This is a genomic window from Flavobacterium ginsenosidimutans (assembly GCF_037478105.1).
Lineage (GTDB): Bacteria > Bacteroidota > Bacteroidia > Flavobacteriales > Flavobacteriaceae > Flavobacterium > Flavobacterium ginsenosidimutans.
On sequence record NZ_CP147988.1, the window covers coordinates 4,564,542 to 4,587,607 of the forward strand.

Below are 23,066 nucleotides of genomic sequence, written 5' to 3' on the forward strand. Positions count from 1 at the left end.
AAAAAATATTACAAACTTAAGCGCTCGAAGGCCATTTAAGTTTGTAATATTCTCTTTCAAAAATGATCTGTTTTATTCATTTAATTCTAAAAAATAATTCAGCTTAGACTTTATCATTTTTTTGTTTCTGTCTAGCAGATATAGTTTTTCAGGATTTTTACTGTAATAACCGTAATAAACCTGATCTTTTTCTGGTTTGTCCCAGTTTAAAATATAGATTGTTCCATCAGGATCTTTTTCTAAACCTCTTTCGGTATTGATATTACCTCTTCCCTTAAAGTTTTTTTCAGGCTGTTTTCCTTTGTATGTGCTAGATAATTCAAATTTATTATCTACGATATTAATTTTTAGAATCGTTTCTATTCCTTCGCAATCTGCACACGGTAGCGTTCCTTCGTAAACAGAAATACTATCAGCTGGTTCGTTTTTTTCATTACTAGCAATTGTATCTGTCAAAACAACATTATTTTCATCTTTACCATTTTTAGAATTACAGGATACAATAAGAGCTAATGTAAAAGCAAGAATAATTATTTTTCTCATGATATTTTTTTGCAAATATAAGGAATATTCTTACTTAATGTACGAATTTAACTTTTAAATCTACAGCGATATAACTCCCATAATAATAGCGGTCTGAACAGCTTCGGCGGTATTGGTTACTTTTAATTTTTCAATAATGTTTTGCCTGTGGCGTCTTACTGTGTAAACCGAAATATACATTTCTGCAGCAATTTGTTCGCTTTTATTTCCTCTTGCAACACTGGTCAAAACTTCAATTTCTCTTTTTGAAAGTATATTTTCTGTATTGTTTTTATATTTTTCTGATTCGATTACTTCACCTGTTTGAATATTAAAAATTTTTCCGTCAATTCCTGTTCGAGGCTGTAAATCTGTTGAAGGCAGGTATAAACATAATGCAAGAGAAATGCTTCCGTTATTAAATGTATTTAGATAAATAGTCCGATGGTTTATGTAAGTATTTCTATCACTAGAATCTTTCATTCTAAGACGGCTCAAAGTACTGTAATTACTGTATTCTTCTTTTGGAATTCCTTTTAAAAACTCATAAAAATTAAGTTCTAAAACATGACGTTCGATCAAATCATTTGAATTGATTTTAGTAAAAATACATTCTTCAAAAGCGGAATCAATAACGGAATTTTCATCTGGAAGTCCGAAAATTGAGCCAAAACTTCCTGCATAAATATAACTTTTGTCGGATTGATAATCGGATAAAACGGCTACACATTGCTCAATTTTGACATAATTGATAACGAACTGTTTGTACATTTCAATATCATTTGATTCTCCAATGTCAAACTTTTGTTCTAAAAATGTGGACATTAATTGGCTTTCGATTGAAGAATTCTGTGGCATTGGAAAGTGTAATTGGTTAATTTTACGTATTGCCCTTTTCTTCGAGCAATTTTATTTTTGGAACATTAAAAATATCACTTTCTATCCCAAAAAAATAATTTATGAAAACAATTTTTTACAACGCTATTGTTATCCTGAGCCTTTCTGTTTTATCAAGCTGCAATAACAAAAATGAAACTGCTAAAACAATGAAAGAAGAAACAAAAATAGATTCAGTCGCAAAAGGTTCGCCAATTGATGTTAAACTTTCGAACATTCATTTTACTAAAGGAATAAACGACGCTGAAAAACTTATTACGCAGGAAACCAATGGAAAACTTGTTTTTAAAACAGGTGAAAAAACAGATTATTTTTCTGATCCAAATGGAAAATTGTCGAGTACGACAGCGCCAATGCTTTTATCAAAAGTAGATAATACGAAACCTTTTACGCTTACCGCGAAAGTTACGCCTGAGTTTACAGAAAAAGGATTATACAACGCAGGTGTTTTATACATTTATGTGAATGATAGTTTTTACCAGAAATTCTGTTTTGAGCAAGACGAAAGAGGAAATCACAGAATTGTAACGGTTCGTACAATGGGAACTTCTGATGATAATAATCATGATGTGGTGAAAGAACCTTCTGTTTACATGAAAATTTCTTCTGACACTAAGACAGTTGCAAGTTATTATTCATTAGACAAAAAGACTTGGCAAATGGTTCGTTTGTATAAAAACAATTATCCAAAAGAAATCTGGATGGGAATTAGTACACAATGCCCAATTGATAAAGGAACGCAAAGTATTTTTGAAGAAATTAATCTGGAAGAAAAAAGTGTTTCTGATTTTCGTTTAGGAATATAACTTTTTCTTTAAGATCTGACGGTTTCGAATTTACTTAAAGTATATTTTTTTTATTGTTTAGGTAATCATTTTTTTAAATTGATGTATGATTTATATTACCAAGTTTTGTATTTTTATCAATAGCAAAATTTTATATTACCTAACTTTAAAAATAAACTAAATGGGAAAATTTGTAATTACTACTAGAGCCAACGGAGAGTTTCAATTCAATTTAAAAGCTGGTAATGGTCAGACCATTTTAACAAGCGAAGGTTACACTACAAAAGCAGCATGTAATAATGGTATTGAATCTGTAAAAACCAACGCGGGTGACGATAATCGTTATGACAGAAAAGAAGCTAAAAACGGAAAACCATATTTCAATTTAAAAGCTGGAAATGGTCAGATTATTGGTTCGAGTGAAATGTACGAAAGTGTATCTGCTAGAGAAAACGGAATTGAATCTGTAAAGAAAAATGCTCCTGAAGCTACTATTGACGATCAGACGGCTTAAAAAACATATTTATAATTATAAAAAAAGCTGTTTCTATTAATTTAGAAACAGCTTTTTTTATTGAAAATTAAATTTTGAAATTACTTCTTCAAAGCCTGAATTCCAGCATGAGTTGGAACAACTTGTTTGATGGTTTCATCTGCATTAAATTCTAATTTATCGATGCAAACTTCGCGATGAAAACCTCCTGCGTCTCCCATTTTAATTCCTGTTGGATAAGAGAATCTATGATACGTAATATACCATTCGTCTTTGTTTGGAATTTGTAAAACTGAATTGTGTCCTGTTGCATAAATTCCTTCTTCTGGTTTTCCTTGAATTACAATATTGTTTTCTGGAATTTCAAGCGGTCCAGTTGGAGAATCTGAAATTCCGTATCTCACTTTGTATTTCGGACTTCTCGTATCGTCTTCGCTCCAAAAGAAATAATATTTTCCGTTTCTATAGATTACATAAGTTCCCTCGCGGAAGGAATTATTTACAGTAATAACTTTCTGCGTTCCAGGTTTTAAAGAAACCATATCAGGATTTAATTCAGCAACACCCATATACATATTTCCCCAATATAAATAACTTTTACCCGTTTTTGGATCTGTAAAAACATCTGGATCAATTTCCTGACCGTCATGTATTCCTTCTGGTCTTGTGGCTACAATTGCTTTTCCGCTGTCTTTAAATAGTCCTGTTGGATTATCTGAAACTGCAACTCCAACTTTTTGTGCTGCAGTGAAATAATAGAAATATTTATACTTTCCTTTTATCTTTTTCTCTACAATACAAGGCGCCCAAGCGTTTCTGTTTGCCCAAGTTACGTCTTTTTTAAGATCGATAATAACTCCTTCATCTTTCCAATCAACTAAATTATCTGAAGAAAAAGTTTTGAAATAATAACCCGACCAGCCGTCAAATCCATCACTTGTTGGGTAGATGTAATATTTTTTTGTTTTGTTTGAATACAAAATTTCTGGATCTGCATAATAACCTTCTAAAACTGGATTGTGGTTTACTTTTGAAAGTTTTGCTGGCGTTCCCCATTTGTCTGTAATTCGCTTTAATTCAGAACGAGTTATAGGCAAAATAGTTCCGTGGCGCGGATTAAAATCCATTGAAATATCATTATCAATTACGCTGAAATTTTCTAGGTCTTTCGTTTTTGTGAATTGATATCTTCCTTTAGTATAAACATCGTACATTAAAATGTATTCGTCTGAATTGTTCAGTTTGAAAACACTCGAACCTTCTACTCCATCTTTTGTCTGCTGTAGATAATTATCATTTTCAATCCATTTTCCAGAAGTCAAATCTTTTGTAACTGCCACTTTGATTCCTGGCGTATTGGTTTCTGTTTTATAAAAAAGGTGATATTCTCCATCTTTTTCAATGATATCACCATCAATACAAGCGTTTCCTGACTTTGGAACAAACAATAATTTTGGCTCACTTTCTAAGGCAGTAAAATCTTTATTCGCGTAAGCGTAATAAATTTTATCTGGACCTCCAGCATGCTGCATACTAAAGTAAATCATGTATTTTCCGGCCTTTGCATCGTAAATAGTTTGCGGCGCCCAAACACGTTTTAGGTTTTCATTCCCTGGAAATGTATTTTGGATATTAACAATGCTGCTTTTCCAATTTACTAAATCAGTACTTTTCAATAAAACCATCGCACGGTTGCTGTCCCAGCCTTTTGAAGAAGTCATATCGGTCAAAACCATATAAAATGTTTTGCCATCGTCTCCGCGTAAGATATGCGGATCGCGAACTCCTCCAGTTGAACTGATTGCTTTACTATCTAAAATTGGTTTGTTATTATTAAGCGCATAATAGTGATATCCATCATTACTTACGGCGTAATTAACCGCTTCTTCTTCGACTTTATTTCCAATGAAATAAACGAATAAATAAGCTGTTAAATCCTTTTCGGCAATAACGGGCGGAACTCCTTTTGCTGTATTTTGGGCTTGTATAGAAGTCGAAAGGCTTATTAATGATATCAGACAAAAAAATATTCTTTTCATTTATTTTTTACTTTTTAATTGATACAAAACAGAACTGTGAGGTTTTAATTCTAATCCTATTTCTTTTGAAGTTGCTTTTGATTTCTCGCCTGTCCACATATTCAAAACTTCTGCTGAACCTGAAATTCCTAAATCAGAAAGATTAACTGAAACCTTTTGCGAATCCTTGTCTGAAATATTAAACAACGCTAGATAAACACTGCCATCTTTTGGATTTTTTGAAGTTACAGCTATTTTTCCATCTTTTTGGAAAAGCTGTTTTACATCAGTACTTTGATTATGCATTTTTACGACTTCTTTATTCGTCAATAGTGACAATGTAAAAGCGTCATTACTTGGTAAATCTCCTCCAAAAAATAATGGTGACTTAAAGATATTAAAAAATGTAATCAAAGTATATTGTTCGTCTTTTGTTAAACGCGTCATACGGTCTTCACCTCTTTCTCCTCTAATTGAAATACGCCCTAGCGGAATCATATCGCAATCTGGCCATGTTCCCGGTGCAATGTGAGGATACCATTTTTGAGCAACATCCATTAAATGTGTAATATGAGGCCATGTATCCCAAACATCATCAACCATACGCCACATATTAGCATGTGTTGTTACGTGAGGCGCGGCTTCGATTGGTGTTTCTCCAGGCGATGTACTTAAAACAATTTTACGTCCACATTTGTCTATTGCCTTTCTGATTAAGTTGATTTCGCCTTCATGATACGGTCTTGATAAATCATCAATTTTAATAAAATCTACTCCCCATTGTGCGTATAATTCGAAAATAGAATCGTAATATTCTTGCGCACCTGGTTTGTCTGCCAAAACTGTGTAATTGTCTCTCAGCCATTCACATTGCAATGCTGTTGAATAAACTTGATCTGCAGTAATTCCATTTGCTCCTTTAATTGGCAATTTATCTTCAACTGCTTTTTTAGGAATTCCGCGCATAATATGGATTCCGAATTTTAGTCCTTTTTTATGAATATAATCGGCTAAAGGCTTGAATCCCTGCCCATCTTTTGCTGAAGGAAAACGGTTAACAGCTGGCAAATATCTTCCGTACTGATCGATTACGTAACGCGGATCTGTTTGGTTATAACCTCCTGCTTTGTCGTTTTCAACAAACCATCTGATATCAACAACGATGTATTCCCAGCCAAATTTCTTCAGCTCTTTTGCCATGTAATCGGCGTTGGCTTTTACCTCGTGTTCCTCAACTGTTGGACCATAACAATCCCAGCTATTCCAACCCATTGGCGGAGTTTGAGCCCATTGTTTGAATTCTCCTTTTTGAAACGTTTTGTTTTGAGCGTTAGTCGCGACAGATAGAAAAAAAGTTCCTATAGCCACTGTAAGTAAGTTTGTAATTTTCATTGTGTTTTTTATGTGTGGTTTTTACACTTTAAATATAATGAAATTTTATCGTTACCAACATACAGAAAACCTAACAGGTTACTAAAAACTTGTTAGGTTTTTGAATTGATACTTTATTTCACATTAATAGTAACCTCAACAGGTTTTAACCACTGACTTGTAAATTTCACTTTTATTGGCGCTGTAGAATCTCCATTTGCCTGAATATATGCTGCAATATGTCCGTGGAATACTCGCTGAATATTATCTGTATAGTCTGTCATGTCGCTATTATTTCCCGCTTCCAATCCTAATAATGTTGCAGAGCCATTGATCGTACAAGTTACTTCGTTGTCTGAAAGCATTACAGGAAGTCCGTTTTGATCTTTAATCTGAACCATTATTTTCGCCACTCCTTTGTCTTTGCTGATTGTGATATCTTTATCAGCAATTGTTAATTCAACTGGCTGTTGTGTTGAGTTAATAGCGTAACGGCTTACTTCTTTATCATTTTTGTCTAAACCAACTGCTTCTAATTTTCCTGAAGCAAACGGAATATCCCAATAGATAATTCCCGTTTTTTCGTCGTATAATTTGGTTTCACCAACAACTTTTCCGTTCAATTCTAAACGGGCTTTAGCAGCATTTGTATAACAAACCACACGAATTTTTTGTCCGTTTTCGTAATTCCAAATTGCCCAAGCGTCTTTCGAAATATCTTTTTCGTTTGTCAACGGATAAGTTCCTAAATAAGCCATTGGTTTATCTGACCATAATGATTGACGGAAATATCCTCTCGGTTTGATAACTCCAGCAAAATCAACTAAACCTGAATAAAATCCTCTTGAAGGCCATCTTCCTGATTCTCCCAAATAATCGATTCCTGTCCAAAGGAACTGACCGAAAATATGTTTGTTGTTTTTTACAGCTAACCAAGGTTCCATATCATGAACATTTTCACTTCCATAAATCACTCTTTTTGGATACTTTTCGTGATCTGACTGGTATTTGCTTTCGGTATAATTGTAACCTGTAATATCTAAAGCTCCTGGATATTCTGTTTCGTTAGACATTGCAACTCCTGCTAAACCAGCTGTTGTCGGTCTTGATTTGTCGTATTTTTTAACCGCCGCAACCAAACGTTTTGCAATTGCTCCAAGTCTCATGGCATCTGGCGCATCTGGCTTATAACCACCATAAGCTGCTTGCCCGAAACCGTCTTTTCCTTTGTCTAAAACTGGGTGAGAATATGGATCGTTTGGATAATCTACTTCGTTACCAATACTCCATCCGAAAACTGAAAGATGGTTTCTGTCACGGCGAACAAAATCTTCTAAGTCTTTTTCTGCCCAATTAGCAAAAATATCAAATGAACCTTCAAATCCTGGTGTTCCGTAATTCCAGCCTTCTAACCATTTACGTTTTGGGAATTCCCATTCGTCATAAGCTTCGTTTAAAACCAATAATCCTAGTTCGTCGCAAAGTTCATAAAAATCAGGTGCTTGTGGATTATGACTTGTACGAATGGCATTTACACCAATTTCTTTCAATGTTTTTAATCTTGTTTTCCAAACTTCTCTTGGAACTGCAGATCCTAAAACTCCAGCGTCGTGATGTAAACAAACACCTTTCATTTTCATCCATTTTCCGTTTAATGCAAAACCATTGTTTGGATCAAATGTAAAACTTCTGAAACCAGTTTGAGTTACCGTTTTATCAATTTCTTTTCCGTCTTGTAAAACAGTAGTTTTTAACTCATATAAATTCGGATTATCTAAATCCCATAATTTAGGGTTTTTAACGTTGATTTTTGCCGAAATTTTTCCGTTCTGATTTGCCGCAACCTCAACCTTTGAAGATGATTTCGCTACAGATTTTCCGTCTTTTGAGAAAAGCTCATTTACAATTGTCAGACTTGCTTTTCCTTTTGAACCATTTTCAACAGCAACCTCAACATTCAAAGTTCCGTTTCCTTTGTTTACTTCTGGATAAGCATAAACTCCCCATTGTGCAATATGAACCGGATTTGCATAAACCAACCAAACATTTCTGTAAATTCCAGATCCAGTGTACCATCTTGAATCGGCGCTTTGACTGTGATCTACACGAACTGAAATCGTGTTTTCTCCTCCAAATTTTACGTACGGCGTCGCATCATAAGCAAAAGAAATATATCCGTTTGGACGTTTTCCTAATGATTGCCCGTTGATGAAAACTTCGCTTCTATTGTAAACTCCTTCAAAATATAAATACACTTTTTCACCAGCTTTGCTTTGCGGAATATTGATTGATTTTCTATACCAGCCAATTCCCCCTGGAAGATATCCTGTACAGCTCGCCAGCGTAGGACTCAATTGCCCTTTTACGCTCCAATCGTGCGGTACATTTACCTGTTGCCATTTACTGTCGTCAAAAGCATTATTTTTTGCTTCTGGAGTTTCCTGAAGATTGAATTTCCAGTTGTCATTTATTTTTTTTGAATCTCCAAATGATATCTGGCTAAAAGCCGATAAACACGAAAAGAGAAATACGGGTAGTAAGATCTTTTTTGTAAACATTTTTTTAAGGTTCTAAGATGCTAAGATTCTGAGAATCTAAGCTTCTTTTGTTTATTTAATTATTTTTTTGTTTCAGGTTTCAGGTTTCAAGTTTACTTCGAACGTGAAACCTGAAACTTGAAACTAATTTCATTTTTATTGTAGCTCTCCAACAAACGTCACTACAGACTTTGCTGGGATTTCTAGATTACCATTTTTTTGAACTTCGGCTCTTTTTAGGTTTGATGTGTCAGAAGTTACGTAAGGTGTGAACTCATTGTTCTTCAAAGTTCCTTTTGATAAATCAAATTTGTATTGCTGCGCTGATTTTCCGCAGTTGACTGCTACTACAATCAGTTTTTTGTTTTGAGCATCTTTGTAAGCCGTAAGCATTACGTCGTTAGCTTTGTCCAATTCATTTTGGTTTGGAATATCAACTCTCAACATTCCTGGACGAACAAAAAGCGAATAATTTCCGAAAGCCCAAAGCAGTTTTGAATCGTGAAATTCTCCATCATTTCTCACATAATCTGGTGCAGTTCCTCCGTTACTTTTTCCGTCATCCAGATAGATCAAGCCGTCTTTGTAATCTACTCTTGTTATTGAGGTCCACCATTGCCATGAAGCTGCATTGGCAACTGCAATATCATTATGAATTAAACGCGCTACAAACAAAGCAGTCTGCATTCCTAAATCTCTTCCTCCGCCAGAACCTCCAGGGATTTCTGCTTCTCCTGGGTTTTCTAAAATACAGTATTCCGATTGCCAGTATTTTAATCCTGTTTTTTGTTTGACTTCTTTAGCAATTAATTTTCTACTTAAAACCTGTCTTTCAACTGGCCATGTTGTAAAATAACTGTGTCCAAGAATTACATTTTTTACATTTGAAAATTTAGTCACATTCGTTTTAGTATTTCCAAAGAAATAATCAATTTGATTGTCACGGTTTTCGGCATTTACATTTTCATACAAATAATCGATTTGAGCAGCTTCAGCAATTACAATCTCGGTGTTTATTTTTTTTGCTTTCAATTTTTCTGAAAGTGATTTGGTCAAATCATATATTTCCTGATTGGTTGCTGGCGTTCCTTCCTGACTATTGGTGTCTCCATGTTTTGGCATCCATTCCCATTGCGGTTCGTTTATCGGACTAACATAATCGAATTTTATTCCCTCTTTTTGTTCCAGTCCTTGAATACTTTGAACTAAGAAATCGGCAAATTTTGGAATCGCACCATCTTTTAGATTCAGTTTATTCTTTTGAGAGGCAAAAGATAATCCGTTGTTAGTCATATAAACTGGTGGACTATTAGTAAAAATAAGAAACTTTTCTACTCCACGTTTTTTAGCCGCCTGCAAAAACCATCTTTGTCCTTCTTGTTTTGAGAAATCATAAGTCCCGTCAGCATTCAAAAAACATTCGCTTCTTCTCCATTCGTCCGAAACTTTGCTGTTTTCTCCTTGCTCTGTACTTCCTGCGCCAAGATTAAATCGCCAAATCGAAAGTCCGATTCCTTTTGGATTTCCTTGTGCATCGATTTCTTTACTAAAAAGCAAATCTGCAATGGCATTTTTTTTCTGTTCAGGCCAATTTTTACCCACAAACTGTGTTCTCCAGGCATCAGAGCCACCAAAACCGTCCATGGTTTGTACTACATTATCTGTGCTGATACTAACCGTTCGCTGTGCAAATGTCAGTGAAGTTGTTACCAATAAAAGCGAGATATATATTTTTCTCATTTAATTATTATTTTTCGTGTTGACGTAATTTTTGTTATCGTCTTTTGTCATTTCGCCGAAAGAGAAATCTTCGTAAATAAATCAACCAAGTCCCCCATTACTTTGTCGAGCTACTTGTGGAGATCCCTCCTCCGTCGGGATGACAAGTTTGTGGTTAATAACTTTGTCAAAGTTTAAAACTTTGACAAAGTTTGCACACAATACTTCTTATCTTTCTAAACTTAGAATCTTAGCATCTTAGACCCTTAGCAACTTATTTATATGTTCCAACATAAGTCACAACTGACCTTGCTGGAATTTCCAAATTCGAAGCGTCTACCGCTGTTCCTTTTTTCAAACTTAAAGTTTCAGAAGTGGTATAAGGAGTCAGTTTATTATCGCTAACCGTTCCTCCTGAAAGATTCAATTTGTATGTTTTAGCTGATTTACTCATGTTTACTGCAACGATTACCAACTTTTTATTTGTTGCGTCTTTGTAAGCCGTAACCATAACATCATTTAAAGCGGTTGAATTATCAACACTTGGAATTTGAACTCTCACCATTCCTGGTTTTACGAAGAACGAAAAGTTACCTAAAGCCCAAAGCGTCTTAGAATCTCTGATGTAACCGTCATTTTTACAATAATCAGCGTTTCCTGCTCCATTGCTTGCTCCATCATCAACGTGAATTAAACCGTCTTTATAATCACCGCGGCTAATTGCTGTCCACCATTGCCAAGACGTTACGCCTCCAATTGCAATATCTGTGCTGATGATTCTTGCTGTCCAAAGTGCTAGTGACATTCCTAAATCTCTTCCTGAACCAGCTCCGCCTGGAAGTTCATCAGTCCCTGGACTTTCTAATACGCAATATTCTGATGACCAAAGACTAACATTTCCAACTGATTGAATTTTTGATGCTGCTGATTGTCTTGATGAAATCATTTCGCTCAACGGCCAAGCTTGCCAATAGCTATGTCCAGAAATTGTTTTTTTGACATTACTTAAGCCACCAATATTTTTAGTAGAATTAGATGCAAAGAAATAATCAATTTGGTTAGATCTGCTTTCCTTTCCTGAAACCGTTTTATATAATGGTTCATAAGCTCCTGCTTCGCCTACTACAATTTTAGCATCCAATCCTTTTGATTGTAATTTTGGAGAAAGAACATTTACAAAACTGTAAATATTCGCATTGGTTGCTGGAGAACCTTCTTGTCCTGTACCGTCCCACTCGTATTGCGGTTCATTAAACGGACTCACATAATCTATTGTTAAACCGTGTTCTGTTTTAAGTTTATCTAATGAAGTTGTCCAGAAATCGGCTAAATCAGACATTTTACCATCTTTTAAATTGTAAAATTCTTTAATTGAAGCATACGCTTTTCCGTTTTGAGTTAAATAAACTGGAGCGCTGTTTGCAAATGCTAAAAGTTTATCTACACCACGTTCTCTTGCAGCTTTCATAAACCAAACCTGACCAGCTTGTTTTGTCATATCATACGAAACTCCGTCTGTAGTAAAACATTCTGATCTTCTCCATTCATCAGTAATATCGCTTGCGTCGCCTTGTTCTGCACTACCAGCTCCAAGATTAAATCGCCATAATGATAATCCAATTCCTTTTGGGTTTCCATCAGCATCTAAACCTTGGCTGAAAAGCAAATCAGCAATTTTATTTCTTTTATCTGTAGGCCAGTTTTTTCCAATAAAATTACATTGCCAAGCATCTGAAGCTCCAAAACTTTCCATAGTCTGAAGATTCATATCTAAATTTACATTTAAACTAGCAATTGTAGTATCTTCTGAATTTGAATTATTTGGTTCAGAATCACAACCTACCAATAAAGTGTTAGCTAAAAGCAAGCCTGCACACAGCAGACTTACTTTTGTTGCATTAAAGATTCTCATCTTAATAATTTGGGTTTTGTTTGATTAAACCATTACTTAAGTCAATTTCTAATTGCGGAATTGGCCATAATAAATGTTTAGATGCATCAAAGTTGATTCCTTTGTCTTGTGGTTCTCTCAAATTGGTTGTTTCGTAAGGATCTGTAGAATTTAGGTTATACTGAACAAAAGTTCCGTTTGGTCCCATTAATGATTCGATTACTGGTCTTCCTGTTGTTGGGTCTTTTTCACGACGAATATCATATAAACGAAGTCCTTCAAAAGCCAATTCTAAACGACGCTCTTTATAGATTTGTCTCAATAAAGTTGGTCCTGAAATTCCTGTTTTTGGATCTAATTTTACACGAGCTCTAATAACATTGATATCTGATAAAGCATCTCCTCCTAAATGATAATTTGCTTCTGCTCTTGTCAAATACATTTCAGCCAAACGAATCAACGGAATGTTTAGTGGTAAGTGACCATCTTTTTTATCTAAAGAACGACGAGTTGCAATTGGAATATAATATTTACGGCAGATACGTCCAGATTTATTGTCATTTAAACTGAATTTGTGTGTTGGGTTTAAAACCTCATCTCCGTAAGCTGCTTCTCCCCATTTTGTAATCGTGCTTCTTCTGCGAATTTCATCATTTTCAGAAAGATATGCGTTTTCTAAATCGCTTGTTGGCATACACCATCCCCAACCGTCAAGAACGTCTCCAGCATCATTACTTGGAAAGTTCTTTTTGTCTTCTCCTCTTGCTCCTGATAAAGTTGGAAGAGCAGATCCTAAAGATTTATCTTGTACAGATGATGATTGCGCTTCAAGAATAGATTCGATTCCGTTATGATTGTTTACATCCCAGATTTTTAAGAAATCTGATTCAAGAGCAAAAGGTCCTTCTGTAATAACTTTATTAGAATATAATTTAGCTTCAGCCCATTTTTCTTGAAACAGAGATACTCTCGCTAATAAAGCATAAGCTGCCCATTTGTTGATTCTTCCGTCTTTGGCTACTGGAGCATTTTCTAATTTTGCAGCCGCTTCTTTAAGATCACTTTCAACTTGAGCATAAACTTCTTCAGCAGTATTTCTTTCTAAAGTTAAATCTCCAGTTCCTAATGATTTTGTGTAAACTGGAACTCCTCCAAAAAGATTCACCAATTCGTAGTAGCAATACGCACGAACGAATAATGATTCTCCCATATATTGGTCTTTCTGAGCATCTGTAATTGGCGATAATGCCATTTTCTCCAAACCAATATTAGCCGATTGAATGGTATAATAATGAGCAGTATAAATACTATTCATATCTCCCATGTTATCTGGAGTAATCAGATATTGCGAACATGGTCTGTGAGCACCACTGTCTTGCCCTGTATTTCCCATCCAAGCATCATCTGTTGACATTTCGTTAGTAACTCTTGGAGCAATCAATGTCCACCAGTCATTTGGAAGCAATAACCTATGAGTTAATTCGTTTGTATAATTTTCACACTCTTGTACAGTCTGAAAATAGTTCTCTAAAGTTTGTGTTCCTCTTTCTTCTTTTTCAATAAAATCGCTGCAAGAAACTGCTAATAGAGAAAAAGTTATTATTGATACTATTATTTTTTTCATGATCGTTTTTTATTAAAATGCTACATTAAGACCCATCAAAATTGTTGGCTGTACTGGATAGTTCCATCCTCCAAATCCTGATCCTAAAACTCCACCACCTACTTCAGGATCAACTCCTGTATAGTTTGTCCATGTCCAAAGGTTTTGTCCTGATAAAGAAAGTCTTAATTTATCTAGTCCGAATTTGTTGTAGAATGAATATCCTACTTGTAAATTTTTCATACGAACGTAAGAACCGTCTTCAACATAAAAAGAAGAGAACTTTGTAAAGTTTTCGTTGTTATCATCTTTAGACAAACGAGGAATGTAGTTTGAAGTTCCTTCTCCATGCCAAGCCATATGATCTAATCCGCTTACTTTGTTTGTTAAGCTTGCACCATTGTATAAATCTGAAATATTCTGATTGATAAGGTCATTTCCAATACTTGAATAGAAATTAGCTACTAAATCAAATCCTTTGTAAGCAAAATTTAAATTTAAACCAACATTATAATCTGCCCACGGACTTCCAATTTTTGTTCTGTCTTTATCATCTAATTTTCCATCGCCATTAACATCTTTAAAACGAATATCTCCAACTTGTGCATAAGGCTGTAATTTTGTACCATGCTCATCTGTGTGAGAATTCAATTCTGTTTGATTCTGGAATAATCCATCAGCAACATATCCGTAGAAATATCCAGGTTCGTCACCTTCAACTGTTAATGTTCTATTGCTTGAACCGTATAACTTTTCGCCATCAGCAGATAAAGACAACATTTTTACATTTACAGTTGTAAAAGTCACATCTGCACCCCAAGAGAAATCTCCTCTTTTATCTTTATATGAAATCAATAAATCGATACCATTAGATTTCATTGAACCTACGTTAGTCCACATTGTAGAATATCCTGGGAATCCGCTGTAAGTTGGGAACTGTTTTAAGAACAACATATCCTTTGTTTTCTTTTCGTAGTATTCTAAAGATCCTGAAAGTTTGTTTTTCCATAATCCGAAATCAAGTCCAAAACTTAAATCTTCAACAGTTTCCCATTTGATATCTTTATTCGCCATTGTTGACGGATATGATGTATCAACTACTTCTCCATTTATGATATAAAATCCTTGCCCGATATTTGACTGATAAACCGCACTTGGTAAATTTTGGTTACCCACTCTACCCCAACCAGCTCTAAATCTAAGATCACTAAGAAGATCTTTTGTAGATTCCATGAAACCTTCATTCAAAACTCTCCATGAAACAGAAGCTGAAGGGAAGTTTGCCCATTTGTTGTTTTCCATGAATTTAGAAGAACCGTCTCGTCTGAAAGTACCTGTGAAATAATATTTTTCATCATAGTTATAAGAAAAACGAGAAATATAAGACATTAAAGAGCTTGATGTTTTGGTACCGCTACTGTTACGATTCTTAGTAGCAGCATTTAATTCTCTCATCGAATCAGAGTTGTTTGGAACTCCCTCGCCATATCCCCAAAGTGTGCTTTGGTTGTATTCTTCCATGGTATTACCAATCATCAAAGACGCATTATGTTTTTCTGCGAATGTTCTATTGTATGTAGCTGTATTTTGCCAAGTCCAATTAACATCAGTAGTATTCCATTTTTCAACACTGTTGATTTCTGCTTTTTCGTGTGCAGCATCAATTACAAAATCAGGACTGAATTTATCTCTTACGATATCACCTACTTCAATCGAAGCTTGTGAACGAATTACCAAACCTTTAATTGGTGTATATTGCAAATAACCGTTTGTATTTAAATTGTACTGATCTGTATAATCATCATAACGTTTTACAGCTGCAACTGGATTCCAAACATACGATGGCGAACGCGCATAAATACTGTACTCATTTTCTAAACCAGTTAATTGATCTGCTGGTTTGTAAATTGGCGTAATTGGATCAATTTTATCAAAATCTGCCCAGTTGCTTGGCGAACCATAAGTTTCATAACGTGGGTTTAAAGTAATTCCAGCTGAGAATTTATCAGAGAATTTAAAATCATTTGCAATTCTCATTGTTATTCTCTCCCATCCGCCTATGCCGTACATAGATTCAGAATCGTAATAGTTTAAACTAACTGCATAAGTATGTTTATCTGAACCTCCTGTTACTCCAAGAGAAGCATTTGTTACAGGTGTTCCAGTTCTAATTCCTGCTCTCCACCAATCTGTTGTTTTTCCTCTGTATTGAGAAGGATTTGGCAAATAATCTGAATATCCTGAATTGTTATATGCCGTATTCATAATCGTTGCATAACCTTCGGCATCAGCCATATTATATGGATTATTCATGATCTGCATACCAGAACTCAAATCAAAATTGAATCTCGTTTTTCCAACTTTACCTTTTTTAGTTGTAATTAAGATAACTCCATTCGAAGCACGAGAACCATAAATTGCACTTGCAGACGCATCTTTAAGAACCTCCATAGATTCGATCTCATTATTGCTCAAAAAGTTAATGCTTGTTCCCATCGGAATTCCGTCTACTACATAAAGCGGATCTGTACTTAAATTGATCGTAGAAATACCACGGATCAAAACTCTTGGCTGTGCTCCTGGACCTCCAGCTCCTACAACCTGAACCCCAGAAACTTTACCTTGTAATGATTCTGTCACGTTACCCACAGTCATAGTCTGTAATTCTTTTCCTTTTACAGAAGAAATAGAACTCGTTACGTCGCTCTTTTTTACGGCAGCATAACCCACAACTACGATCTCGTCTAATGCCTGACTTGATTCTTGCATTACTACACTAATCTCTGTTTTATCTCCAACTGGCACAACCTGAGAAGTAAAACCTACGAATGAAAATTCGATCTGTGCATTTTTATTTGGAACACTGATTGTATAATTTCCATCAAAATCAGTTGCTCCCGATGTTGAAGTTCCTTTCACGATCACATTTACTCCTGGAATCGGCACATTGGCTTTATCCTTAACAGTACCTTTTATTTTTATTTGTCCAAAGGATACAGCAGTACACATAAGGGCAATAAAAAATCCTATATATTTAAATTTCATATTAAGCTGTTTTATTTGTTAAATGTTACAACAGGGTTATAACCAACTATTTTTTTGTGATAAATACTCTTTCTAATTCTGTATCTAAAACTACTTTGTAAACTCCAGCAGCTGCAGGATATTTAGCATTACCATTTTCTCCTGGTGACATAGTTGCGATACCGTTTTTGATAAGTCTCCATGAAGGACTCCACCACTGACCTGTAAATGTTGCTTCCATTGTTCCTGTTAATGTGTATTCTCCAACTAATTGGTAAGGATTACTTGCGTTATTCGCCAAATGAAGTTTTGTAACTACCCATGCATTCCATGTATCCCAGTTAGCACCGTCGATTCCGCCACCGCAAACACTAACAAAAGGTTTTCTCAATGCTTCATCATCATGCCATAAACCATTTGCGACATCAGCCCAAACTTTGCTTGTTGGTGTGTATTTCTCTGCTGTATATTTAAGCGTGTTTGGATTTACTTTTATGATGTAATATCCTTTTGTTGGCAGAATAATTGGAGTCGAAGCAACATCATCAACCAATTCTCCAGATGTATTTAGACCAAAACAATGTGGAGCAAAATCTGATTCCTGACCTAAGAAATAAACCTCTTTATTGTCTGTATCTGCATAATATTTGAACTCGAAATCTTGTCCGTTTTTCTCATGGAAATACATTGGAACTCCAACTGCGTCTGTTGTAAGATTAGTGCCTTTTGGCTGATCGCATAAATAAATTGCAGGATATTCGTTTGTTGCAACAATATTAACATCTAATGATCCTGTATTTGGAATTGCAAATTTATCTTTAGCCGTAATTGTTAAAACATAATTGGCTGCCGTAACTGGCAATGTATAAGTCTTATTGAATGTATAAGATTGTGGAGAACCTTCTAACTGAATCGTTTCATCAATACCTAAATCTTCACATTTTACATTGATGTAATCAATTCCTGAATCGTCATTTACCACAAAATTTACTGGCATTTCATTGCTTGTTGACAATAAAATAACTGCTCCTTCTTTTGGCGTGATCATAGTTATTGTTGGAGCTGCAAATTCTCCATCAAGGCGTAAATTAATTTCCTCAGTTACAACATTTCCTGAAACGTCTGTAATTAATAATTTAATTTTGAAAGCTTCTGATGTTCCTCTATCCGAAGGAACTTCAAAAAAGTAACTTAAATCGTAAGATTTTAAAAGCGGATTTGTTGCGAAAGTAATCACTTTATCCAATGATAATTCTGGAATCTGAATTTCTACACTTTTTAATCCTAAGTCATCTGCAAGCGCAGCTTTAATTTCAAATTTTCTACTCGGAGCTCCATATATCTCTTTTGTAGAAACTACCACCGTAGGGTTATCAGAACTTGGATATCCTGAATCGTTATTTTGGCATCCGGTTACAAGAAAGCCAAAAAGGGCAAGAAAAAATAAAAATACATTTTTTTTCATTTCTTTAATTTTAAGGTTAGGTTAGTTAGTTTTCTTTCTAAAGCGAAAGTTTGTTTTATTCTCGTAGGTTATTCGAGGTTGTGCTATTTTTTTCTGAGGCAAGGAAAACAGCATTACATCATTATGTGGTCATTTTCATATTATATTGAGTTTGGTTAATTGTTTGATATTTCCTTTTTTTATTTTCTTTCAAATTGTACAAGTGTCTTTTTTAATTAACCCGCAGTTTATCTTTTTTAAACTGCGGGCTGATAAGTAATGTAAACCAACCACTACTGATCTAAAATTTAAAGAGTGCTCAGCTCTTTAAACAGATAACAAACTATCTTGAAATTAACACTTATGACTAACAGCAATAACCTAATTATCGATTGCTATTACTGCAAAGAAATGTTTAAATAACACTTTTAAGGAGGGGTAAAATGGAAAAAAAAGGAGGTCAAAATCGCAATTAACTATTATTTTGGAATAAATTTTATAGACTATTAAAAATTATGGCTGATTTTTTACAAAATATATAATTATTGAAAAAACAGCAGTTTTTCAGCTAAAACGTTTAAGTTGGATAAAAGATTTCACTTCTTCAGTAAAAAAAGAAGCAAATTATGCAGCATTAAAACTGAAGCTATTGATTATTTAATGATATTCAAGTCAGAATTGAATGACGTTTTATACTTTTTAATGTATTCTGAAGGAGTCATTCCAAAAAGTTTTACGAATTGCTGTCTGAAATATTTCGGATCTTCAAAACCGACTTCGGTAGCTGCTTGAGTGATATTCATATCTTCTGTCAGCATTAACATCGCCGCTCTTCTTATTCGCAAGGAACGAATAAAAGCATTTAAGGTTTGTCCCGAAATAATTTTGATTTTGGTATAAAGTGTTCTATGGCTCATTCCCATTTCAAGGGCAAAAGTTCGAATCGTAAAATCTTTTTTATGAATATTAGCTTCAACAATCTCGATACATTTTTTCAGTATCTCTTGATATTCAACTGGAACTTTTTGAGTATTTTCTTTTAATGTAATACTGTCTAAGAAATAAGTCCGCAAATTATGACGGTTTCGCAATAGCGATTCGACTCTTGCAGTAAGAATATCGTCATCAAATGGTTTTGTGATATAATCGTCTGCGCCTTCATTAATCCCTTGCAAATGCGTTTCAGGATTTTTAGACGCCGTCAATAAAATAACCGGAATATGCGATAAAGCGCTATCTTCTTTAATTTTTCGGCACAATTCCAAACCATCCATTTCTTCCATTGTAATATCGCTAATGACAAGATCTGGCATGTGTTTTTTAGTCAATTTTAAACCTTCTTCTCCATTTTCAGCACTGTATACAATATAATTATCAGCAAACAACTTAATCAGATACGCGCGAATTTCTGCATTATCGTCAACTATTAAAACAGTGCGTTTATCAGTCAACATGGTCTTTTTGAAATCGCTATCTGCAATTGAAGTTGTTGCTGTTGAAATTGGTTCTTCAATTTCATCTGGAATCAATTCGTCAAATAATTGGCTTCGCTGTGGTTTTTCATTTGTGATTTCAATATCTTCAAAATGACTGTTTCCTTTTAAAAACGTCAATTTAAAAGTGCTTCCTTTTCCTGCTTCACTGCTACAGGTTACAGAACCTTTGTGTTTGTCAACGAAATATTTAACGATATAAAGCCCGATACCGAAACCAGTTCCAACTGAAACTTTCGAATTGATCTGTTTGAATTTTTCAAAAATAAGATCAATGTCTTTTTTATCTATTCCGTCTCCGTTATCTGATATTTCAAGAAAAACTTCTTCATCACTTTCTGTCACAATCAAATTAATCTCGCCTCCAATTGGCGTGTACTTGAAAGCATTTGACATTAAATTGAATAGCGAAATTTCGATCTTTTCATAATCGCCAATAATGGTAATTTCGTGATCAGGAATTGTAAAATTATAATTGATACTTTTATCTTTCGCCTGATTTACAAAGCATTGATACACTTCATTCGAAAGATTATTTACATTGATTGGTGATAAGCGAAGAGAATCCGCATCATTTTCAGCTTTTCGCAATAAAAGCAATTGATCTACCAGACTCAAAAGTCTTCTGGCATTTCGGTGTGCAATTGCCAAATCGCTTCCTGAAGAACCGTTTTCTACAATTTCTTTCTGAACTGCTTTTTTTAACGGATTAATAATCAGCGAAAGCGGTGTTCTAAATTCATGCGAAATATAAGTAAACATAGACGACTGCTTTTCGGCAATCTCTTTTTCTTTTTTACTTTCAAGCTCGGCGATTTTGACCTTATACTTTAATTTTTCTTTGTTTTTATTGTAATCAAGATATAAAAATAAAAGTCCGCCAATTGCTGCTAAATAAAGTGTATACGCCCACCAAGTTCTGTACCACGGCGGCAAAACTTGTATAGAAACCAAACTGACTTCTTTATTCCATCCACCTTTAAAATTGGTAGTTTTGACTTTAAAAGTGTAATTCCCTTCTGGCAATCTTGAATAATTTGCTTTTCGGGCTTGACCCACATAATTCCATTGCTGATCCCAGCCTTCTAGAAAATAAGCGTAATTTATTTTATCTGCATTATTGTAATCTAAAGCAACAAATTCTAATGATAAAGTCGTTTGATCGTATTCCAAACTAACTTCTTTCGTTTTATCTGAATCAATATCAACTTCTGCTTTACTTTCTTCAATCAGCTGATTGTTAACATAGAAATCTGTTAACAACACATTATTTTTTTGATTAAAGCCTTTTATAGCCTGCGGATAAAAGATGTTGAAACCGTTTATACCTCCAAAAAGAAATTCTCCAGACGAAAGTTTGATTCCAGCATTAAAACTAAATTGATTGCTCTGAAGTCCATCGTTTACAGAAAAATTACGGAATGTCTTGCTCTTTTTATCATAACGGCAGATTCCGTTATAAGTGCTCATCCATAAATTTCCATCTTTATCCTCTAATAACCTTAAAATAGTGTTTGAAGGCAATCCATCATCGATTGTTAATCTTTTAAAAGTATTTGTTTTTCGGTCAAATAAAAGCAAACCACCTTCTTGCGTTCCAACCCAAAGATTTTTGTCTTTGTCTTCGTAAATACATCGAATAGGGTTTCCGATTGCTTTCTTAGTGATTTTTCTAGTATTTTTTTCGATAGATAAAAGAGAAGTATAATTTCCTGCCCACAACTTTCCATCTGAAGTTTCAGTCATGCATTGCAGGTTATCGATTCTTTTATCAAAAAGTTCAAAAGTGTCTTTATTTCGGTCCAAAAGATAAAGCGTTCCCTCATTTGTAGCACTTGCCCAAATATTTGCTTTTGAATCTTTAAATACAAACCAGATATTTTTTTCCGTTTGTTTCGTATGCGGATTATAACAAGAATAATGTTTTACACTATTATTACTCTTGCTTATTTTATTGATTCCTCCTGCCCAAGTAGAAATCCAGATATCGTTATTATGATCACGAACTATTCCCGTTATAAAACTGCTTGAAAACGAGTTTCCATAATTTGTGTACGTATTGTTTTTTCTATCCCAATACTTTAAACCTGCGCCATCTGTACCAATCCAAAGATTCTTTTTTTCGTCTTCGCAAAAAGATAAAATAAAGTTATCTGCTGGATCTTTAGCATTATAGCGAACACTTTTGAAATATTTTGGTGTATCACTCAGCATACTGATTCCGCCGCGAAGTGAACCAAACCACTTGTTACCCGATTTATCTTCGTATAAACTCCAAACCGAATTACTTTTTGCTAATTGTTCATTATAAGCAAGAAGATTTTTACTGTTTGGATTGATATAGAAAATTCCGCAGCCGTCTGTCGTGACCCAAGTTTTACCTTTTTTATCTACCAAAACATCAGTAACACTGCATTTATTAGTGAAATAATTTTCGGAAATGGTACCTGTTTTGGTATTCATTAAAAATAAACCTTCATCTGTTCCTAAAAGAAGATTCCCATCAGAAGAAAGTTTCATGGCTTTTACCCCAATCGAAAGCGGAAAAACAATTTTTAAGTCTTTTGCCTTGTAATTATAAACGCAAACTCCAACATTGCGAACATATATCCAGCATCCAGATTTCTCTTTATTTTCTTGAATTGCAATTGCATCATAATTGCTAATCGTAATTCTGTTTCCTAATGCATTTAGCGGAATATGTCTTCCTGTGAAAGAACCGTTTTCAAAAGCTAACAATCCTAATTTCTGTGAAGCGACCAAAACCAAATTATCTGATACTGAGCGCATCTGATGTATAATATCTTGAAGAACTTTTGGTTTATCGTCCCACAATGTATATTGAACGGTATGAAATGAGGCTTTTGTTTTATTGTAAATGCAGATTCCGCTGGTTCCTCCTACCCAGATATTGTTTCTAGAATCGCCTTCAATATTGTAGATTGTATTGAATAAAAGTGATTTTTTATCGTTGATTCTGTTTCTAAAAACCTTAAAATTATATCCATCATATCGGTTTAAACCATCGTAGGTTCCAAACCACATATAACCTTCTTTATCTTGATAAATTGTTATAATGGAATTATTAGACAAACCGTCTGATATGTCAAGAAATTTGACGGGATAATCCTGCGAATATCCTAAGGAAGAAAACCCTATTAGCAGTAGAAGATTTAGAACAAAATGCTTCAAAATGTACTTTTTTATATTCTGGTAATAAGTACAATTATAAGCTAATTTTAGGGAAATTTTATAAAAAAGAATGCAGA

General features: G+C 34.4%; 13 protein-coding genes. 2 read left to right on the forward strand and 11 right to left on the reverse strand.

The window, feature by feature from the left end:
* Positions 1 to 72: 72 nt before the first annotated feature.
* Complete coding sequence (locus V6624_RS19640) at positions 73 to 543, reverse strand: copper resistance protein NlpE (RefSeq protein WP_111289604.1); 471 nt, start codon at positions 541 to 543, stop codon at positions 73 to 75.
* 60 nt (positions 544 to 603) lie between these two features.
* Complete coding sequence (locus tag V6624_RS19645) at positions 604 to 1,380, reverse strand: response regulator transcription factor (RefSeq protein WP_111289602.1); 777 nt, start codon at positions 1,378 to 1,380, stop codon at positions 604 to 606.
* A gap of 101 nt (positions 1,381 to 1,481) precedes the next feature.
* Here V6624_RS19645 and V6624_RS19650 point away from each other — a divergent pair, with 101 nt between their 5' ends.
* The gene (locus tag V6624_RS19650) at positions 1,482 to 2,225 is read left to right on the forward strand and encodes a DUF1349 domain-containing protein (protein ID WP_111289600.1); all 744 of its coding nucleotides are present in this window, start codon (positions 1,482 to 1,484) and stop codon (positions 2,223 to 2,225) included.
* Positions 2,226 to 2,385: 160 nt separating this feature from the next.
* Complete coding sequence (locus tag V6624_RS19655; protein ID WP_111289598.1) at positions 2,386 to 2,718, forward strand: YegP family protein; 333 nt, start codon at positions 2,386 to 2,388, stop codon at positions 2,716 to 2,718.
* An 80-nt stretch (positions 2,719 to 2,798) separates the two neighbouring features.
* Here V6624_RS19655 and V6624_RS19660 read toward each other — a convergent pair whose 3' ends face one another.
* The 9 genes from V6624_RS19660 to V6624_RS19700 form a co-directional block, all read right to left on the reverse strand.
* Complete coding sequence (locus tag V6624_RS19660; RefSeq protein ID WP_111289596.1) at positions 2,799 to 4,736, reverse strand: family 43 glycosylhydrolase; 1,938 nt, start codon at positions 4,734 to 4,736, stop codon at positions 2,799 to 2,801.
* Positions 4,737 to 6,107, reverse strand: a complete 1,371-nt coding sequence (locus tag V6624_RS19665; RefSeq protein ID WP_111289594.1) for a glycoside hydrolase family 27 protein — start codon at positions 6,105 to 6,107, stop codon at positions 4,737 to 4,739.
* A 113-nt stretch (positions 6,108 to 6,220) separates the two neighbouring features.
* Positions 6,221 to 8,644 (reverse strand): sugar-binding domain-containing protein, encoded by a 2,424-nt coding sequence (locus V6624_RS19670; RefSeq protein ID WP_111289592.1) that lies wholly within the window; start codon positions 8,642 to 8,644, stop codon positions 6,221 to 6,223.
* Positions 8,645 to 8,779: 135 nt separating this feature from the next.
* Positions 8,780 to 10,363 carry a glycoside hydrolase gene (locus V6624_RS19675; protein WP_111289590.1) on the reverse strand — a complete coding sequence of 528 codons (1,584 nt, stop codon included), beginning with the start codon at positions 10,361 to 10,363 and terminating at the stop codon, positions 8,780 to 8,782.
* 253 nt (positions 10,364 to 10,616) lie between these two features.
* Complete coding sequence (locus V6624_RS19680) at positions 10,617 to 12,254, reverse strand: glycoside hydrolase (protein WP_111289588.1); 1,638 nt, start codon at positions 12,252 to 12,254, stop codon at positions 10,617 to 10,619.
* A 1-nt stretch (position 12,255) separates the two neighbouring features.
* Positions 12,256 to 13,857 (reverse strand): RagB/SusD family nutrient uptake outer membrane protein, encoded by a 1,602-nt coding sequence (locus V6624_RS19685; protein ID WP_111289586.1) that lies wholly within the window; start codon positions 13,855 to 13,857, stop codon positions 12,256 to 12,258.
* A gap of 12 nt (positions 13,858 to 13,869) precedes the next feature.
* Positions 13,870 to 16,881, reverse strand: coding sequence for a TonB-dependent receptor (locus V6624_RS19690; RefSeq protein ID WP_338839909.1), 3,012 nt, complete (start codon positions 16,879 to 16,881; stop codon positions 13,870 to 13,872).
* 46 nt (positions 16,882 to 16,927) lie between these two features.
* Entirely contained in the window at positions 16,928 to 18,325 is a 1,398-nt protein-coding gene (locus tag V6624_RS19695; RefSeq protein WP_338839910.1) for a hypothetical protein, read from the reverse strand.
* A gap of 632 nt (positions 18,326 to 18,957) precedes the next feature.
* On the reverse strand, positions 18,958 to 22,989 hold the full coding sequence (locus V6624_RS19700) for a two-component regulator propeller domain-containing protein (RefSeq protein ID WP_338839912.1): 4,032 nt from the start codon (positions 22,987 to 22,989) through the stop codon (positions 18,958 to 18,960).
* Between the last annotated feature and the right edge of the window lie 77 nt (positions 22,990 to 23,066).

Coding starts and splice junctions, on each gene's coding strand:
- V6624_RS19685 (WP_111289586.1), bottom strand. CDS start 13,857: ATGAAAAAAATAATAGTATCAATAATAACTTTTTCTCTATTAGCAGTT.
- V6624_RS19665 (WP_111289594.1), bottom strand. CDS start 6,107: ATGAAAATTACAAACTTACTTACAGTGGCTATAGGAACTTTTTTTCTA.
- V6624_RS19670 (WP_111289592.1), bottom strand. CDS start 8,644: ATGTTTACAAAAAAGATCTTACTACCCGTATTTCTCTTTTCGTGTTTA.
- V6624_RS19675 (WP_111289590.1), bottom strand. CDS start 10,363: ATGAGAAAAATATATATCTCGCTTTTATTGGTAACAACTTCACTGACA.
- V6624_RS19650 (WP_111289600.1), top strand. CDS start 1,482: ATGAAAACAATTTTTTACAACGCTATTGTTATCCTGAGCCTTTCTGTT.
- V6624_RS19655 (WP_111289598.1), top strand. CDS start 2,386: ATGGGAAAATTTGTAATTACTACTAGAGCCAACGGAGAGTTTCAATTC.
- V6624_RS19680 (WP_111289588.1), bottom strand. CDS start 12,254: ATGAGAATCTTTAATGCAACAAAAGTAAGTCTGCTGTGTGCAGGCTTG.
- V6624_RS19660 (WP_111289596.1), bottom strand. CDS start 4,736: ATGAAAAGAATATTTTTTTGTCTGATATCATTAATAAGCCTTTCGACT.
- V6624_RS19645 (WP_111289602.1), bottom strand. CDS start 1,380: ATGCCACAGAATTCTTCAATCGAAAGCCAATTAATGTCCACATTTTTA.
- V6624_RS19690 (WP_338839909.1), bottom strand. CDS start 16,881: ATGAAATTTAAATATATAGGATTTTTTATTGCCCTTATGTGTACTGCT.
- V6624_RS19640 (WP_111289604.1), bottom strand. CDS start 543: ATGAGAAAAATAATTATTCTTGCTTTTACATTAGCTCTTATTGTATCC.
- V6624_RS19695 (WP_338839910.1), bottom strand. CDS start 18,325: ATGAAAAAAAATGTATTTTTATTTTTTCTTGCCCTTTTTGGCTTTCTT.